The organism is Serratia sp. CC22-02, assembly GCF_900182895.1.
GTDB classification, from domain to species: Bacteria; Pseudomonadota; Gammaproteobacteria; order Enterobacterales; family Enterobacteriaceae; genus Serratia; species Serratia nevei.
Genome location: NZ_FXUD01000005.1, coordinates 233,880 through 251,328 on the forward strand (window position 1 = coordinate 233,880; position 17,449 = coordinate 251,328).

15 protein-coding genes and 1 riboswitch are annotated in these 17,449 nt (G+C 61.6%); of the genes, 9 read left to right on the forward strand and 6 right to left on the reverse strand.

The genetic code is table 11. The features are described from left to right. Positions 1 to 71 precede the first annotated feature (71 nt). On the forward strand, positions 72 to 896 hold the full coding sequence (gene bacA / locus QOL81_RS18095) for an undecaprenyl-diphosphate phosphatase (protein WP_025160107.1): 825 nt from the start codon (positions 72 to 74) through the stop codon (positions 894 to 896). Between the two features lie 39 nt (positions 897 to 935). Here the strand turns inward: bacA and QOL81_RS18100 are convergent, their stop codons facing one another. Both QOL81_RS18100 and QOL81_RS18105 read right to left on the reverse strand, forming a co-directional pair. Further along, on the reverse strand, positions 936 to 2,180 hold the full coding sequence (locus QOL81_RS18100) for a multifunctional CCA addition/repair protein (RefSeq protein ID WP_060424743.1): 1,245 nt from the start codon (positions 2,178 to 2,180) through the stop codon (positions 936 to 938). A gap of 122 nt (positions 2,181 to 2,302) precedes the next feature. Next, complete coding sequence (locus QOL81_RS18105; protein ID WP_019453078.1) at positions 2,303 to 2,923, reverse strand: TIGR04211 family SH3 domain-containing protein; 621 nt, start codon at positions 2,921 to 2,923, stop codon at positions 2,303 to 2,305. 278 nt (positions 2,924 to 3,201) lie between these two features. Between QOL81_RS18105 and QOL81_RS18110 the strand changes: the two genes are divergently transcribed. The 3 genes from QOL81_RS18110 (at position 3,202) to hldE (ending at position 8,900) form a co-directional block, all read left to right on the forward strand. Then, complete coding sequence (locus QOL81_RS18110) at positions 3,202 to 4,509, forward strand: CYTH domain-containing protein (RefSeq protein WP_060424745.1); 1,308 nt, start codon at positions 3,202 to 3,204, stop codon at positions 4,507 to 4,509. 45 nt (positions 4,510 to 4,554) lie between these two features. Continuing rightward, entirely contained in the window at positions 4,555 to 7,392 is a 2,838-nt protein-coding gene (glnE, locus tag QOL81_RS18115; RefSeq protein ID WP_283439973.1) for a bifunctional [glutamate--ammonia ligase]-adenylyl-L-tyrosine phosphorylase/[glutamate--ammonia-ligase] adenylyltransferase, read from the forward strand. A gap of 77 nt (positions 7,393 to 7,469) precedes the next feature. After that, positions 7,470 to 8,900: a bifunctional D-glycero-beta-D-manno-heptose-7-phosphate kinase/D-glycero-beta-D-manno-heptose 1-phosphate adenylyltransferase HldE gene (hldE, locus tag QOL81_RS18120; RefSeq protein ID WP_019453075.1), complete on the forward strand. Its 1,431-nt coding sequence runs from the start codon at positions 7,470 to 7,472 to the stop codon at positions 8,898 to 8,900. 52 nt (positions 8,901 to 8,952) lie between these two features. Here the strand turns inward: hldE and ubiK are convergent, their stop codons facing one another. Beyond that, a complete protein-coding gene (ubiK, locus tag QOL81_RS18125) occupies positions 8,953 to 9,228 on the reverse strand; it encodes a ubiquinone biosynthesis accessory factor UbiK (RefSeq protein WP_004937216.1) in 276 nt (91 codons plus the stop codon). Positions 9,229 to 9,373: 145 nt separating this feature from the next. Beyond that, a riboswitch (FMN riboswitch) is annotated at positions 9,374 to 9,534 on the forward strand. Between the two features lie 109 nt (positions 9,535 to 9,643). Between ubiK and ribB the strand changes: the two genes are divergently transcribed. After that, entirely contained in the window at positions 9,644 to 10,297 is a 654-nt protein-coding gene (gene ribB / locus QOL81_RS18130) for a 3,4-dihydroxy-2-butanone-4-phosphate synthase (protein WP_033636071.1), read from the forward strand. 53 nt (positions 10,298 to 10,350) lie between these two features. Here ribB and QOL81_RS18135 read toward each other — a convergent pair whose 3' ends face one another. Next, complete coding sequence (locus QOL81_RS18135; RefSeq protein WP_283439974.1) at positions 10,351 to 11,883, reverse strand: alkaline phosphatase; 1,533 nt, start codon at positions 11,881 to 11,883, stop codon at positions 10,351 to 10,353. Between the two features lie 322 nt (positions 11,884 to 12,205). Between QOL81_RS18135 and ygiD the strand changes: the two genes are divergently transcribed. After that, positions 12,206 to 12,988 (forward strand): 4,5-DOPA-extradiol-dioxygenase, encoded by a 783-nt coding sequence (gene ygiD, locus QOL81_RS18140; protein ID WP_033636069.1) that lies wholly within the window; start codon positions 12,206 to 12,208, stop codon positions 12,986 to 12,988. Positions 12,989 to 13,035: 47 nt separating this feature from the next. Here the strand turns inward: ygiD and QOL81_RS18145 are convergent, their stop codons facing one another. Both QOL81_RS18145 and QOL81_RS18150 read right to left on the reverse strand, forming a co-directional pair. After that, positions 13,036 to 14,196, reverse strand: a complete 1,161-nt coding sequence (locus tag QOL81_RS18145) for a glutathionylspermidine synthase family protein (RefSeq protein WP_033649062.1) — start codon at positions 14,194 to 14,196, stop codon at positions 13,036 to 13,038. A gap of 3 nt (positions 14,197 to 14,199) precedes the next feature. After that, complete coding sequence (locus QOL81_RS18150) at positions 14,200 to 14,868, reverse strand: DUF1190 family protein (RefSeq protein WP_033644601.1); 669 nt, start codon at positions 14,866 to 14,868, stop codon at positions 14,200 to 14,202. A 68-nt stretch (positions 14,869 to 14,936) separates the two neighbouring features. Here QOL81_RS18150 and QOL81_RS18155 point away from each other — a divergent pair, with 68 nt between their 5' ends. The 3 genes from QOL81_RS18155 (at position 14,937) to dhaK (ending at position 17,444) form a co-directional block, all read left to right on the forward strand. Then, positions 14,937 to 15,068 (forward strand): hypothetical protein, encoded by a 132-nt coding sequence (locus QOL81_RS18155; RefSeq protein ID WP_255411660.1) that lies wholly within the window; start codon positions 14,937 to 14,939, stop codon positions 15,066 to 15,068. A 153-nt stretch (positions 15,069 to 15,221) separates the two neighbouring features. Continuing rightward, complete coding sequence (locus QOL81_RS18160; protein ID WP_283439975.1) at positions 15,222 to 16,322, forward strand: glycerol dehydrogenase; 1,101 nt, start codon at positions 15,222 to 15,224, stop codon at positions 16,320 to 16,322. 51 nt (positions 16,323 to 16,373) lie between these two features. Then, complete coding sequence (dhaK, locus tag QOL81_RS18165) at positions 16,374 to 17,444, forward strand: dihydroxyacetone kinase subunit DhaK (protein ID WP_283439976.1); 1,071 nt, start codon at positions 16,374 to 16,376, stop codon at positions 17,442 to 17,444. Positions 17,445 to 17,449: the final 5 nt, after the last annotated feature.

The window sequence follows — 17,449 nt, forward strand, 5'->3', positions numbered from 1 at the left end:
TAGCGGCATTGTCTTTAAGCATTGCCGCTTTTTTATGTGATAGCCGTTATTTTATGGGGTGAGCGAAGCACATGGCAGACATGCATTCACTGTTTATTGCGTTTGTTCTTGGGGTTGTCGAGGGATTAACCGAATTTCTGCCGGTTTCTTCCACCGGGCATATGATCATCGTCGGCGAGTGGCTGGGCTTTACCGGCGACAAAGCCAAAACCTTTGAAGTCATTATCCAGCTGGGGTCGATCCTGGCCGTAGTCGTGATGTTCTGGCGCCGGCTGTTCGGCCTGATCGGCATCCATTTCGGCGGCAAGCCGGTGGAGCACGAGGGCAAAACCAGTGGCCAGCTGAAGCTGGGGCACATCCTGTTGGCGATGATCCCGGCGGTGGTGCTGGGCCTGGCCTTCCATGATTTCATCAAGTCGCTGTTCGCGCCGAAAAACGTGATGTACGCGTTGGTGGTCGGCGGCCTGCTGCTGTTGGCGGCGGAATGGCTGAAGCCGAAGAAACCGAGCGCGGAAGGGCTGGATGACATCACCTACCGCCAGGCGTTCATGATCGGCTGCTTCCAGTGCCTGGCGCTGTGGCCGGGCTTCTCCCGTTCGGGTTCCACTATCGCCGGCGGTATGCTGGTGGGCGTGAACCGCTATGCGGCGTCCGAGTTCTCCTTCATCCTGGCGGTGCCGATGATGATTGGCGCCAGCGGCCTGGATCTGTACAAGAGCCTGCACTTCCTGACCTGGGGCGATCTGCCGATGTTTGCCGTCGGTTTCATTACGGCCTTCGTGGTGGCGCTGATTGCGATCAAGACCTTCCTGTCGCTGATCAAACGCATCTCGTTCGTGCCGTTCGCCATCTACCGCTTTATCGTGGCAGCCGTGGTTTACATGGTATTCCTGTAAGCCCGACGCCAAGAAAAAACCCCGCTCTGCGGGGTTTTTTTATGCCTGATCGTTGATAATCGTTTGGCTGAGCTTCCAATCGGCCAGCGCCTGCTGGCGGCGGCGTTTGAGCTCGTCGCGGATCGCGGTGCCCTGTAGCCCGCTGGCCACCACTTCTTTGATAGATACCGCGTTCGCCACCTGATACGCCTGGCGCAGATAGTCACCCTGTGGATAAGGGTTCTCCTCAAAGCCGGTGCGGCCGCGCGCGTCCGCTTCGCTGGTCAGGATCATCTGCTCCAGCCTCTGGGGCTTGCGCCAGACGTCGATGGCGTCGAACAGCTTCAGCAGGGTTTCCGGCCGCAGCTTGTTCACGGTGTGGATCAGGTCATGGTACTCGGCCACCAGCTTGCTCAGATCGCGCACCGGGTTGGGCACCCGCAGCCGCTGGCACAGGGCTTCGACCAGCCGCACGCCCGCCGGGCCGTGGCCGTGGTGATGCGGCCAGAATTCTTTCGGCGTCAATCCTTTGCCGAGATCATGGCACAGGGTGGCGAAGCGCACGTCCACCTCCGGCGTGAGGCGGGCGGCAATCGCCAGCGCCATCAGCGTGTGCACGCCGGTGTCGATCTCCGGGTGCCACTTGGCGGGGGCCGGTACGCCGAACAGCGCGTCGATTTCCGGGAACAGCACTGCCAGCGCATCGCAGTCGCGCAACACCTGAAAATAGACCTGCGGGCTCTGGCTTTGCAGCGCCTTTTCGGTTTCCTTCCAGACACGTTCGGCGGTCAGCGCAGCCAGTTCACCGCCGTGCGCCATTTGGCGCATCAGCGCGAGCGTTTCGTCGGCGATGTGAAAACCCAGATGGGCGAAGCGAGCGGCGAAGCGGGCCACGCGCAGCACGCGCAGCGGATCTTCGCCGAACGCGTCGGAAACGTGGCGCAGCACGCGCGCCTGCAGATCGGCCACGCCGCCGTAAGGATCAATCAGTTCCCCTTCGGCGGAGCGGGCGATGGCGTTGATGGTCAGATCGCGCCGCAGCAGATCTTCTTCCAGCGTCACGTCCGGCGCGGCATAGCAGGTAAAACCGGTATACCCCTGGCCGGATTTGCGCTCGGTGCGCGCCAGCGCGTACTCCTCATGAGAATCGGGGTTGAGGAACACCGGGAAATCTTTGCCGACCTGCTGATAACCCAATGCCAGCAGCTCCGCCGGCGTAGCGCCCACCACCACCCAATCATGATCGACCACCGGGATGTTGAGCAGGCTGTCGCGAACGGCGCCGCCGACCAGATAAATCTGCACTGTTGACTCCTGAATATCGTGTAAGGCTCTGTCTATCAGATTACATGAATTGGCCGCGGGATGTCGGCACCAATGAAAAGGGCGCCCGCAGGCGCCCATACTCAAACTGAACGATACTGAGATCAGTTCATCCAGCGGTTGTTGTTCTTGCGGCGCGGGATCAGGTGCGGCAACAGCAGGCCCAGCAGCAAACCGACGCCGGCGACGCCGCCGCCGTACATGAACCACTGCAGGATAATGGTGCGCTGCTTGTCGTCGAGCTGCAGGTTAACGGCGTTGACCTTCTTCTGCGCGACCACCAGCTGGTTTTTCAGATCCTGGTTTTCCTTCTGCAGGCTGCTGATGGTGCTGTCGCTGCCCGCGACTTTCTCCTGCATTTCCGAGGTGCGCTGGTTCCAGGTGTTGTCGATGTTGGCCAGCTTGTCGGTCAGGGTTTTCACCTGCTGTTCCAGCTCGGGCACGCGAGTGCGCAGGCTTGGCGTCTGGCTGAGCTGGTCGAGCGGGATCCAGGTGGTGCGGCCTTTCGGATCGCGGATCTGGCCGTAGTTGGTGCTGTCGTTGACGCTCAGCAGGGTGACTTCTTCACCGGCGTTCAGAGTGCCGACAATACGGTACTGATTACCTGGGCCGCTATGGACGTAAGTGCTTAACTCATCGGAGATATAGCGTTTATCTTCGGCATGTGCGGCCCAAGTGATGCTGAAGCTCAGCGCGGCAAGGCAAATCAGGCGTAATTTCTGCATTAGTTCATCGTTTCTGGGTGAATTTATGGAACGATAGTAGAGCGTTCAGTCTGACGACGCAACGCCAAAACCGGAATGAGAACTATCTTACTGTGGCTGATTCTGTGAGTTGCGCAGCGTTTTATAACGTAACAGGTTTTTTCTACAGTTAGCAGGGTTAAGGCGCCGGGAATCGCGGTAAGATAATGGCAACTGTGCGTCATTGGGCAGCATACGGCGGGCCGAACGCGCCGCGCTGAAACTGACGCGAATGCGTAACTTATTGGTGTTAAAGAATTATGACCGTTGAAATTGAACTGAAATTCATCGCCGCGCCGCAAGCGGTGGCCGCTCTGCCACAATGGCTCGCCGCCTGGCCGCATCAGCATTCCGCGCCGCAAAAGCTGACCAACATTTACTTCGAAACGGCCGACAACGTCCTGCGCCGTCACGACATGGGGCTGCGCATTCGCGGTTTCGACGATCGCTATGAGATGACCATCAAAACCGCCGGTAAAGTGGTGGGCGGCCTGCACCAGCGCCCGGAATACAATGTCGCTATCGCCGAGCCGCAGCTGGCGTTGGCGCAGTTCCCTGCCGACATCTGGCCGCAGGATTGCGATATCGCGGCGCTGCAGCAGGCGTTGCAGCCGCTGTTCCGTACCGATTTCGTGCGAGAGAAGTGGGTGGTTACTTACGGCCAAAGCGAGATCGAGATTGGCCTGGACCAGGGCGAGGTGCGCGCCGGTGACCTCAGCGAAGCCCTGAGCGAGGTAGAGCTGGAGCTGCTGAACGGCAATACCGCCGATCTGCTGGCGTTGGCCGGTGAGCTGGCGGCGCACGGCGGGCTGCGTCAGGGCAGCCTGAGCAAGGCGGCGCGTGGTTACCACCTGGCGCAGGGCAATCCGCCGCGCGAGGTGCGCCCGCTGCGGGTGCTGAAGCCGGCGGCGAAGGCGACCGTGGAGCAGGGGATGATCGCCGCCTTCGAGCTGGCGCTGGGCCACTGGCAGTACCACGAAGAGCTGTGGCTGCGCGGCGACGCGCAGGCGCGCGCTTCGGTGATTGAGGCGGTCGGAACGATTCGCCAGGCGCTGGTGATCTTCGGCGGTTTGGTGCCGCGCAAGGCCAGCGCCGATCTGCGCGCCCGTCTGACCGAGCTCGAGCCGCTGTTGGCGGACAAAGCCGCGCAACCAGAGGCCCTGTGCTACAGCGCCACCTACCTGCAATGTAAGTTGGCGCTCACATCATGGCTGGTGAGCGGCGCCTGGCGGCCGTTTATCGATGCCAAAGCGCAGGCCAAGCTGGACGGTTCTTTCAAACGCTTCAGCGACATCATGCTGGGGCGCAGCGGTGCGGAGCTGAAAGAAGCCTTCAGCCGTACGCTGAACGAAGATGAATATCAGGAACAATTGCCGCGCCTGACGCGTCAGATTTCGGCGCTGGTCCTGCTGTCGGGTGCCTACCCCGACGAGCAGACCGGCCCTTATATCGAGGCCTGGCGCGAACTGCAGGCGGCGCTGAGCGAGCGCCGTCAGGGCTGGTATGAAGCCAGCCGCAAACAGGCCTTATCGCATGCGCCATTCTGGTTAAACGGCGCGCTTCGTTAATCAAGCCGGCCCGCCAGCCGTGGGCCGCAGAACGGGTCATACACTATGTCGCCACTTTCAGCCGCGTTACAGGCTCAGGCACAGCAGGTTGTGCAGCGTTTTCAGGAAGTTCACGGCGCGGACAGCGCCTTTAGCGAACAGGAGCAGTGGGTGCTGGCGTCGAGCGACTTCGTCAGCGACGCGCTGCTTGCCCAGCCGGCCTGGCTGGCGACGCTGCGCGAACAACCACCGGCGCCCGGCGAGTGGCAACACTATGCCGCCTGGCTGCAGGACGAGCTGGAAGAGGTGCGCGATGAGGCGCAGCTGATGCGCACGCTGCGTCTGTTTCGCCGTGAAACGCTGGTGCGCATCGCCTGGGCGCAGGCTCAGGGGCTGTGTTCGACCGAAGAAACGTTGCTGCAGCTGAGCGGATTGGCGGAAACGCTGATCGTCAGCGCGCGCGACTGGCTGTACCAAACCTGTTGCCGCGAGTGGGGCACACCGTGCAACGCCGCCGGTGAACCGCAGCCGCTGCTGATCCTCGGCATGGGCAAGCTGGGCGGCGGCGAGCTGAATTTCTCGTCGGATATCGATCTGATCTTCGCCTACCCGGAAAACGGCCAGACTCAGGGCGGGCGGCGCGAGCTGGACAATGCCCAGTTCTTCACCCGCCTTGGCCAGCGGCTGATCAAGGCGCTGGATCAGCAGACCATTGACGGCTTCGTCTATCGCGTCGACATGCGGCTGCGGCCGTTCGGCGACAGCGGCCCATTGGTGATGAGCTTTGCGGCGCTGGAAGATTACTATCAGGAGCAGGGGCGCGACTGGGAGCGCTATGCGATGGTGAAGGCGCGCCTGATGGGCGGCGCGGAAGACGCCTACAGCCAGGAGCTGCGCAAAACGCTGCGTCCGTTCGTATTCCGCCGCTATATCGATTTCAGCGTCATCCAGTCACTGCGCAACATGAAGGGCATGATCGCCCGTGAAGTGCGGCGTCGCGGCCTGAAGGACAACATCAAGCTGGGCGCCGGCGGCATTCGCGAAATCGAATTCATCACCCAGGTATTCCAGCTGATCCGCGGCGGCCGCGAGCCGGCGCTGCAGGGGCGTTCGCTGCTGCCGACGCTGCAGGCGGTGGGTGAACTGGGGCTGCTGGAGGCCGAGCAGGTGCGGGCGCTGAGCGCCGCCTACCTGTTCCTGCGGCGGCTGGAGAATCTGCTGCAGGCGATCGGCGATCAGCAAACCCAGACGCTGCCGCAGGATGCGCTCGATCAGGCGCGGCTGGCCTACGGTATGGGGCTGGCGGATTGGCCGGCGCTGATGGCGGCACTGGAGTTGCACATGCAGGCGGTGCGGGCGGTGTTCGATGACCTGATCGGCGATGATAGCCCGGATGTCGGCGAAGATCCCGACTACCAGCACTACCACAGCCTGTGGCAGGACGCGCTGGAGGAAAACGAGCTGGCGCCGCTGACGCCGCACCTGGACGAAGAGGGGCGCCGACAGATGCTGCGCACCATCGCCGATTTCCGCCACGACGTCGACAAACGCACCATCGGCCCGCGTGGCCGCGACGTGCTCGATCAGCTGATGCCGCGCCTGCTGGCTGAGGTGTGCCCGCGCCAGGATGCGCCGACCGCGCTGGTGCGGCTGGCGCAGCTGCTGCTCAGCATCGTCACCCGCACTACCTACCTCGAACTGCTGGTGGAGTATCACGCGGCGCTCAGCCATCTGATCCGCCTGTGCGCCGCGTCGCCGATGGTCGCCAACCAGCTGTCGCGCTACCCGCTGTTGCTGGACGAACTGCTGGATCCGGCCACGCTGTATCAGCCGGTGGCGCTGGACGCCTACCGCAGCGAGCTGCGCCAGTACCTGCTGCGGGTGCCGGAAGATGACGAAGAGCAAAAGCTGGAGGCGCTGCGCCAGTTCAAGCAGGCGCAGCAGCTGCGCATCGCCGCAGCGGATATCGCCGGCGCGCTGCCGGTGATGAAAGTGAGCGACCACCTGACTTATCTGGCGGAGGCGATCATCGACGCGGTGGTGCAGCAGGCCTGGAGTGACATGGTGGCGCGCTACGGCCAGCCGACCCATCTGCAGGAGCGTGAAGGGCGCGGCTTTGCGGTGATCGGCTACGGCAAGCTGGGCGGCTGGGAGCTGGGTTACAGTTCCGATCTCGATCTGGTATTCCTGCTGGATTGCCCGCCGGAGGTGATGACCGACGGCGATCGCTGCATCGACGGTCGTCAGTTCTACCTGCGGCTGGCGCAGCGGGTGATGCATCTGTTCAGCACCCGCACCTCCTCCGGCATTCTGTATGAGGTGGACGCGCGCCTGCGGCCTTCCGGCGCTGCGGGGATGCTGGTCAGCACCGTCGAGGCGTTCGCCGATTACCAGCAAAACGAAGCCTGGACCTGGGAACATCAGGCCCTGGTGCGCGCGCGCATCGTGCATGGCGACCCGGCGCTGCATCAGCAGTTCGACACGATCCGGCGCGAGATCCTGTGCAAAACGCGCGATGCGGAGATCCTGAAGCGCGAAGTGCGCGAGATGCGCGAAAAGATGCGCAACCATCTCGGCAACAAGCAGCGCGATCTGTTTGATATCAAAACCGATGAGGGCGGCATTACCGACATCGAATTTATCGCCCAATATCTGGTCTTACGCTATGCGCCGGGTGAACCGCGGCTGACGCGTTGGTCGGACAACGTGCGCATCTTCGAGCTGATGGCCAATTACGACATCATGCCGGAAGAGGAGGCGCGCGCGCTGACCCAGGCCTATGTCACCATGCGCGACGAGATCCACCATCTGGCGCTGCAGGAGCATTCCGGCAAGGTCGGCAGCGGGCTGTTCGCCGCCGAGCGCGAGCAGGTGCGCGCCAGCTGGGCCAAATGGCTGGATTAATACCTTTTTGCGGGTATTCCGGCGGTCTGTGGTAATATCTGCGCCACTAAAATTTTGTACTTTTTTGGAGTTATCGGATGAAAGTTACGCTGCCTGATTTTCGCCGCGCCGGTGTGCTGGTGGTCGGTGACGTCATGTTGGATCGCTATTGGTACGGGCCGACCAGCCGCATTTCACCGGAAGCCCCGGTGCCGGTGGTCAAGGTCGATACCATCGAAGAGCGTCCCGGCGGCGCGGCTAACGTGGCGATGAACATCGCTTCGCTGGGTGCCACTTCCCGTCTGGTGGGCCTGACCGGCATCGACGATGCGGCGCGGGCGCTGAGCGCCAAGCTGAATGAAGTCAACGTGCGCTGCGACTTCGTCTCGGTGCCGACCCATCCGACCATCACCAAGCTGCGCGTGCTGTCGCGCAACCAGCAACTGATCCGTCTCGACTTCGAAGAAGGCTTCTCCAACGTCGATCCGCAGCCGATGCTGGAGCGCATTCAGCAGGCGCTGCCGCAGATCGGCGCGCTGGTGCTGTCCGATTATGCCAAGGGCGCGCTCAGCCAGGTGCAGGGCATGATCCAACTGGCGCGCGCCGCCAAGGTGCCGGTGCTGATCGATCCGAAAGGCTCTGACTTCGAGCGCTATCGCGGCGCGACGCTGCTGACGCCGAACCTGTCCGAGTTCGAAGCGGTGGTGGGCCACTGCAAGGATGAGGCGGAACTGGTGGAACGCGGCATGAAGCTGGTGGCGGATTTCGAGCTGTCGGCGCTGTTGGTCACCCGTTCCGAACACGGCATGACGCTGCTGCAGCCTGGCGTTGAGCCGCTGCACCTGCCGACCCAGGCGCAGGAAGTATTTGATGTGACCGGCGCCGGTGACACCGTGATCGGCGTGCTGGCCGCCTCGCTGGCCGCCGGCAATTCGCTGGAAGAGTCCTGTTTCCTGGCCAACGCCGCCGCCGGCGTGGTGGTGGGCAAGCTCGGTACTTCCACCGTGTCGCCCATCGAGCTGGAAAACGCGGTGCGCGGCCGGGCCGAAACCGGCTTTGGCGTGATGACCGAAGCGCAGTTGAAACACGCCGTGGCGCAGGCGCGCCAGCGCGGCGAGAAAGTGGTGATGACCAACGGCATCTTCGACATTCTGCATGCGGGCCACGTCTCTTATCTGGCCAACGCCCGCAAGCTGGGCGATCGCCTGATCGTGGCGGTGAACAGCGACGCCTCGACCAAGCGCCTGAAAGGGGAAACACGCCCGGTCAACGCGCTGGAGAACCGCATGATCGTGCTGGGCGCGCTGGAAGCGGTGGATTGGGTAGTGCCGTTCGAAGAGGATACGCCGCAGCGCTTGATCGCCGACATTCTGCCGGATCTGCTGGTGAAAGGGGGTGATTACAAACCGGAAGAGATTGCCGGCAGTGCGGAAGTGTGGGCCAACGGCGGCGATGTCAAAGTGCTGAACTTTGAAGACGGGCTGTCGACCACCAACATCATCAAAGCGATCAAAGACGGGCGCGGCTAACGCCGGGCGACCTAAAGAACAAGGGCGCGCGGTGCGCGCCCTTGGCGGGAATTTATTCGTCTTCCTGCTTGGCGGCCGGTGCCGCGCTCAGTTTGCTTTCCAGCTCGGCCATGCGCTGTTCCAACAGCGCCAGCTTCTCGCGGGTGCGCAACAGCACCTGAGTCTGTACGTCGAACTCTTCGCGGTTAACCAAATCCAGGCGGGTCAGCTGCGACTGCAGGACCTGACGGATTTTTTTCTCAACGTCTTCCCCGAATTCACGAACGCCTTTAGGCATGGACTCATGAACCTGGCGTGCGATTTGTTCGATTTTTTTCGGGTCAATCATGGCGTATCCCTTTCAGAGTTTAATAGCTGCCGCTTAGTGTAATGCGAGTTGCCCGCCGGATAAACCATTAAGCGCATTCGCCGTGCGTGGCCGAATTGTGCTTTTGCCAATTGCCCTGCCTACCCATTAGCGTTATAGTCATCCTGCTTATTCTCAGGGCGGGGTGAAAGTCCCCACCGGCGGTAAATCACCTTCTACGGTGAAAGCCCGCGAGCGCTCAGCCAGCCTGTCAGGGCCGGTTAGAGGTCAGCAGATCCGGTGTAATTCCGGGGCCGACGGTTATAGTCCGGATGGGAGAGAGTAACGGTATCTGCCGGGCTTGCGCCCGCTTGCGTTATTTTTTTAGCTATTGCTAGCTACTCCTCAAGATCGCCCTGGTTCTGGTAATCCATAATTTTTAATGAGGTTTTTTACCATGAATCAGACGCTACTTTCAGACTTCGGCACGCCGACAGAACGCGTTGAACGCGCGATTGACGCACTGCGCAACGGGCGCGGCGTAATGGTGCTCGATGATGAAAACCGTGAAAACGAAGGTGACATGATCTTCGCCGCGGAAACCATGACCGTTGAGCAGATGGCGCTGACCATTCGCCACGGCAGCGGTATCGTGTGCCTGTGCATCACCGAAGAACGCCGTCAGCAGCTTGAGCTGCCGATGATGGTGACCAACAACTCCAGCCAATTCCAGACCGCCTTCACCGTGACCATTGAAGCGGCGCAGGGCGTGACCACCGGGGTTTCCGCTTCCGATCGCCTGACCACCATCCGTGCGGCGGTGGCAGACAGCGCCAAGCCGAGCGACCTGAACCGTCCGGGCCACGTGTTCCCGCTGCGCGCGCAGCCGGGCGGCGTGCTGAGCCGTCGCGGCCACACCGAAGCGACCATCGATCTGGTTTCCATGGCCGGTTTCAAACCTGCCGGCGTGCTGTGTGAACTGACCAACGACGATGGCAGCATGGCGCACGCGCCGGAAGTGATCGCCTTCGCCAAACAGCACGACATGGTGGTGCTGACCATCGAAGATCTGGTGGCCTACCGCCAGGCGCACGAGAAAAAAGCCAGCTGATAGCCGGCCGCTTTCAACGATAAAAAAGCCGCGTAACGCGGCTTTTTTTGTGGCTACCGTTTTGACAGGCGTTCGCCGATGCGGCTGGCGTAATTCATCACGTGGAAGGTGTAGTTCTCCTCCACCGTGCCCTGGAACAGATGGGCCCAGGGGCCGATGGCGTAGATGCCGAGATCTTCCCCGCCGTGGGTCTCGCTTTTCAGCGGGACCAGCGCCGGCTGAATAAAGTCGGGCGCGGTGGCCTGCTCCATGGTCAATGCCGGGCGTTCGGCCAGTGGGATCGTGCCGCCGGGGCCATTGGCGAAGCCGACGGTGGTGTAAGGCTTGCCGTCGCTGCCCAGCAGCGGTTTGCCGTTGACCCCCACGGAAATACCGAGGATAGGATTACCCCGCTTGGCATAGCCGGCGATGGTGAGTGTGTGGCTGTGATCGCCGGTCACGATTACCAGGGTTTCGTCCAGATTGACCTTGTCGACGATGGTTTTCACCGCTTCGTTCAGGGCGACCGCGTCGCTCAGCGTGCGGTAGGCGTTACCGCTATGGCTGCCGTGATCGATGCGTCCACCCTCCACCAACAGCAGGTAGCCCTCGGGATTCTTGGCCAGAATATCGATGGCCTTGCCGGTCATTTCCGCCAGCGAAGGTTCTCCCGCCGCGTCTTGCCGCCGATCGTGCTCGAAGTTCATGTGCGACGGCTCAAACAGGGCCAACAGGTGGTCGATCTTACCCGGCTCGATTTTGTCGAACTGCGCCTGATTCCATACGTATTGCCCTCGCTCGCCATAGCGTTGTAGCCAGGCCTGCGTCAGATCGCGGCCATCCTTTCTGGCGCCTGTCTTGCCGGGGTATTCCGGATCGCTCACGCTGTCGGGCAGGAAGTTGGCGCGCCCGCCGCCCATTGCCACGTTGAGGCCGTTGCCGTACTTCATTTCCACCAGTTGGCGCGCGATGTCGCGGCAGCCTGCGGCCAGGGCCGCTGCCGGCATTTTTGCGTCGGATTCCCAATCGCGGTTGGCGATATGGGCATAGGTCGCGCCCGGCGTGGCGTGGGTGATGGTCGCGGTCGTCACGGCGCCGGTGGACATGCCGAGCGTTGCGGCCATCTCCCACAGCGTGGTGACGGCCTTGGTTTGCTGGTCCTCGCAATTGTTGAGGGTCGCCGTATGGTTGAGGCCCATCAGATCGTTGATGGTTTTGACGCCGGTAGTCATCGCCACAGCGCTGGGCGCGGAGTCGGTGATTTGGGCGTCGGCGGAGTAGGTTTTGGCCGCCGCCAGATAGGGGAAGGCCTCCCAGGCCAGCACGTTGGATTCGCCGTCCACGCCGCGCTGCTGCCCTTCAAAAATGCGGGCGGCGGTCACGGTGGAAAACCCCATGCCGTCGCCGACCACCAGAATGACGTTTTTGGCGCGGTTGGTGTTTGGCGTCTGTTTCAGCCGCTGTTGCAGCTGAGCTTGCGCCTGAAGGAAGTAAGGGTCTTCGCGCTGCGTCAGCTGCGCGTTGTCCGCTGTGCCGGCGGTTGCCGTCCAGCCGGCGAATAAGGACATGGAAAGTGCCAGGCGGGTTGCCAGTGTGAGTCTGAACATGAATTCCTCCTTGGTGAGACGTAATTCCCATTGCGCGGCGGGGCTGTCGGCACCCGTCGGCAGAGGAGGAGTGTATAGATTGTGTTAACAAAAAATACATAAATTGTTCACAAATTGGATCTGTGTGGCAGTAATGCCATGACATTCATGTTTGTTATTAATCTATTGAAATATATAAATTTTTTATCTTTCTGTCTGCCGGCGCATTCCTCCGTTTTTAATTCAAATTTATTGAATATCTTCATCACGGTTATCCGGCTGTGTTGGTGCGGCAAAGCGCGTAATGTAGCGGCATAGCACAATTTGAACTAAGGATCTCCCTATGAACACCTCTCGTATGCCTGCACTGTTTCTTGGCCACGGTAGCCCGATGAATGTGCTGGAAGACAACCGTTACACCCGGGCATGGCGTGCGTTGGGTGAGTCATTGCCGCGCCCGAAGGCGATCGTGGCGGTTTCCGCACATTGGTATACCCGCGGCACTGCGGTTACCGCGATGGAAAAACCCAAAACCATTCACGACTTCGGCGGGTTCCCGCAGGCGCTGTTCGATACCCGTTATCCGGCGCCGGGCTCTCCCGCGCTGGCTGCGCAGCTGCAGCAAATGCTGGCGCCGGTGCCGGTAACGGCCGATCTCGGCGAGTGGGGGTTGGATCACGGTACCTGGGGCGTCTTGATCAAGATGTATCCCAATGCTGACATCCCGGTGGTGCAGCTCAGCGTCGACGGCACACAGCCGGCGGCCTATCACTATGAACTGGGCCGCAAACTTGCTGCGCTGCGCGATGAGGGGGTGATGATTGTCGCCAGCGGCAACGTGGTGCACAACCTGCGCATGGTGAAATGGCAGGGCGATACCAGCGCCTACCCGTGGGCGGAATCGTTCAATAACTTTGTCCGCGATAACCTGCGTTATCGGGGCGATAACCATCCGCTGGTGGATTTCATGCGCCATGAGGGGGCGGCGCTGTCGAATCCGACGCCGGAACACTATCTACCGTTGCTGTACGTGCTTGGCGGTTGGGATGGAAAAGAGGCCATCAGCGTGCCGATCGACGGTATCGAAATGGGAGCGCTGAGCATGCTGTCGGTGCAGGTGGGGTAAAGAAAAACGCCAGTCAGAGACTGGCGTTTTTGTCTTCGGCGGAGCGATCAGCCGAGGATGGTGTGCGGATAGAAGCGCGACAGATCCTGCGTGATCAGTTCGCGATCTTCGCGCAGACCGATGCCGCAAGGTTGATCGTTCACCAGCCAGCTGCCGATCAACGTGTAGCTGTCTTCGAACTTCGGCAGCGGATGGAACTGCTGCACGATCATGCCCTCTTCGCCGTATGGCCCATCGACGCGCGCCACTTCCTGACCGTTTTCGACGATCTGGATATTGGCGCCTTCGCGTGAGAACAGCGGCTTGGTGACGTAATGATCCATCGGCGGATGATCGTCTTGCGCGAAATAAGCCGGCAACAGATTCGGGTGGTTCGGGAACATTTCCCACAGCAGCGGCAGTAGCGCTTTGTTGGAGATGATGCTCTTCCAGGCCGGCTCCAGCCAGCGCACGCCGGCGTCTTCGAGCTTGGTGGAGAACATCTCGCGCAGCATGAATTCCCACGGGTAGAGCTTGAACAGGTTACCAATCACCTGATCCTGCAGATCGGTAAACTGGCCTTTCTCGCCGAGGCCTATCTCTTCCATGAACAGGAACTCGGTCGGCAGACCGGCTTCCTGCGCGCAGTCCTGCAGATATTGCACCGTGCCGCGATCTTCTTCGCTGTCCTGGCAGCAGGCCAGGTGCAACAGGCCGAAGCCGTGATGCGCTTTCAGCTCGGCGAAACGCTCGATCAGCTTCTCCTGCAGGCTGTTGTACTGATCCGACTCCGGATCCAGTTTGCCGGCGTTGATCTGGTCTTCCAGCCACAGCCACTGGAAGAAGGCCGCCTCATACAGCGAGGTTGGCGTATCGGCGTTGTTCTCCAGCAGCTTCGGCGGGTTGACGCCGTCGTAGGCCAGATCGAGACGCGAGTACAGCGACGGCTGGTTGGTGCGCCAGGAGCTGCGCACGAACTCCCAGGTGTGTTTCGGGATGCAGAACTTGGCCATCAGCTCGTCGCTGCCGACCACTTTTTCCACCACCTGCAGGCACATCTGGTGCAGCTCGGCGGTGGCGCTTTCGATCTCTTCAATCTGCGCCAGCGTGAACTGGTAATAGGCGTCTTCACACCAGTAGGGCTCGCCGTACATGGTGTGGAAACGGAACCCGAACTCGGTCGCTTTTTCACGCCAGTCCGGGCGCTCGGTAATAGCAATACGTTTCATGCATCAACCGCCCATGCTGCGAGAGCCGGAGTTGGAGGTGGCGCTGCTGCGCTGCATGCTGGTCTGCTTGGCCACGGTCTCGCCGAAGCCGCCGCGGGTCACGGTGTTGGTGACCGCAGGCTTCGGTGCCATGGCGGTTTTCGGCACCGTCATGGTGCGGCCGCCGGCGGTGGCCGGGCCGTAGCTCTTGCCGCTGGCGTCGACAAACTTGCCGTTCGCCGGGCTGGCGGCGTTCTTGGAGGTGAACAGCGGCTGCTGCGCGAAGCCGGAGCCGCCCATCAGGCGACCCATCATGTAGCCCGCCATCAGCGGCATCCAGAAGCTGCCGCTGCTTTGCGATTCCGCCGCCATGCCGGCCTGCGCCGGAGCCGGCGCCTGGGTGCACTGCGCTTCGCCGAACTCGGCGACGCAGTCTTCGCGTGTAGCGTATTTCGGTGCGGTTTTCGCCGCTTCTTTCAAGGCGTTGTTGTAGGCGGTGGTGCACTGCTCGCTCATCGAAGGATTGGCGCGCGAACAGTCATCGGCATTCTGATACAGGGAGACCGTTTCATCGCTCTTCTCGCAGCCGGCCAGCATAAAGACAGCGCTGATCGCCAAAGCCACGGGCGCGACACGGTAGCTGCGCCAGGATTTGCGGAACGTCTCTTGGTTGATGTTTTTTGTCCGTTTCATCGTTATCAATCCCATCATGCGGGCTGTTTTCGCCCTTTCCCAGTAGTGGCGCTAAGGATAGGGGAAACATGGTCAAAATTAAAGCTGAAACGCCCGCAGAATCGACTCTTTACGCAGTTATACGTTGGGGTGTGCGCCAGTTCGCTTTCGCGGCGAAAAAACGCGCGTTGGCGTTTCATCATGAAACGTTGTCGCTATGATGATGTTCCATAATGGAACAAAAATCGCGAAGCTCGCCAGGCGGGCGGCGGGCGCTCATAGTCGAAGCACAACAACAAGCCGGCGGCGAAGTCGGCGCGTCATCACCTGATATCTGAACGTTACCATCGCCAACTCCCTACAAGGATCCGGTTATGTTGAGAATCATCCAGTCACCAGGTAAATATATTCAGGGCGCCAATGCGCTGGCCGCCGTCGGCGAATACGCCAAATCCCTCGCCGATCACTACCTGGTGATCGCAGACGACTTCGTGATGCAGCTGGCGGGCGACACCCTGATGGGCAGCCTGCAGCAGCACGGCGTGAAACATCACGTGGCCCGCTTCAACGGCGAATGCTGCCGCAAAGAGATAGACCGGCTCGGCCATGAGTTGCAGGCTCACGGCCGCCGCGGCGTGATCGGCGTCGGCGGCGGCAAGACGCTCGACACCGCCAAGGCCGTGGCGCACTACCAACAGCTGCCGGTGGTGCTTATTCCCACCATCGCCTCCACCGATGCGCCGACCAGCGCGCTGTCGGTCCTCTACACTGAACAGGGCGAATTTGCCGAATACCTGATTTATCCGCGCAACCCGGACATGGTGGTGATGGACAGCGCCATCATCGCCAAAGCGCCGGTGCGCCTGCTGGTGGCCGGCATGGGCGACGCGCTCTCCACCTATTTCGAAGCCCAGGCCTGTTTCGACGCCCAGGCCACCAGCATGGCCGGCGGCAAATCGACGCTGGCGGCGCTCAGCCTGGCGCGGCTGTGTTATGACACGCTGCTGGCGGAAGGGGTAAAAGCCAAACTGGCGGTCGAGGCCGGCGTGGTGACGGAAGCGGTGGAGCGCATCATTGAGGCCAATACCTATCTGAGCGGCATCGGCTTCGAGAGCAGCGGGCTAGCGGCGGCGCATGCCATTCACAACGGTTTCACCGTGCTCGAGGAGTGCCACCACCTGTATCACGGCGAGAAAGTGGCGTTCGGCACCCTGGCACAGCTGGTGCTGCAGAACAGCCCCATGGCGCAGATTGAAACCGTGCTGGCGTTTTGCCATGGCATCGGCCTGCCGATCACGCTGGCGCAGATGGGCGTCACCGGCGATGCGACGGCGAAGATCATGGCGGTGGCCGAGGCCAGCTGCGCCGCCGGCGAAACCATTCACAACATGCCGTTCAAGGTCACCCCAGCGGGCGTGCAGGCGGCGATCCTGACGGCGGATAGGCTGGGCGCCGCCTGGCTGCAGCGTCATTGATACCCTTGGGGCGCGGTGCGCCGCGCCCCTGTTCTTACAGAGGAAACCATCGTGAAAAAACTGATTAATCAGGTCGAGTCGGTGTTGGAAGAGCAGTTGCAGGGGCTGGCGGAGGCCCATCCCGAGCTGTTGGTGCACGCGGATCCGGTGTTCGTGACCCGCGCCGACGCGCCGGTGGCGGGCAAGGTGGCGATCCTGTCCGGCGGCGGCAGCGGCCATGAGCCGATGCACTGCGGTTTCGTCGGCGAAGGGATGCTCGACGGCGCCTGTCCGGGCGAGATTTTTACCTCGCCGACGCCGGATAAAATGTACGAGTGCGGCCAGGCGATCGACGGCGGCGCCGGGGTGTTGCTGCTGATCAAGAACTATACCGGCGACGTGCTCAACTTCGAAACCGCCACCGAGCTGCTGCACGACAGCGGCGTCGCGGTGGCGACGGTGCTGGTGGATGATGACGTGGCGGTCAAAGACAGTCTGTTTACCGCCGGGCGGCGTGGGGTAGCCAACACCGTGCTGATGGAGAAGTTGCTGGGCGCCGCCGCGGCGCGCGGCGACGATCTGGACTGCGTGGTGACGCTGGGGCATCGCATCAATAACCACGGGCATTCGATCGGCATCGCGCTGGGGGCTTGCACCGTGCCGGCCGCCGGCAAGCCGTCGTTCACCCTGGCGGAGAACGAAATGGAGTTCGGCGTCGGCATTCACGGCGAGCCGGGCATTGCGCGCCGCCCGTTCACCACGCTCAACGCGGCGGTGGACGACATGTTCCATACGCTGATCGACCACGGCCACTATCAGCGCACGATCCGCGTCTGGGATCGTCAGCAGGGCGAGTGGCGCGACGAGATGCAAACCAAGCAGCCGCTGACGCGCGGCGATCGGGCGATCGCGCTGGTCAACAACCTGGGCGCCACGCCGCTGTCCGAGCTGTATGGCGTGTACCATCGATTGGCGGAACGCTGCGCCGAGGCGGGCATCATTATCGAACGCAACCTGGTGGGCTCTTATTGCACCTCGCTCGATATGCAGGGCGTGTCCATCACGCTGTTGAACGTGGACGACGAGCTGTTGTCCTTGTGGGATGCGCCGGTGAAAACGCCTGCGCTGCGTTGGGGTTGCTGAGGAGG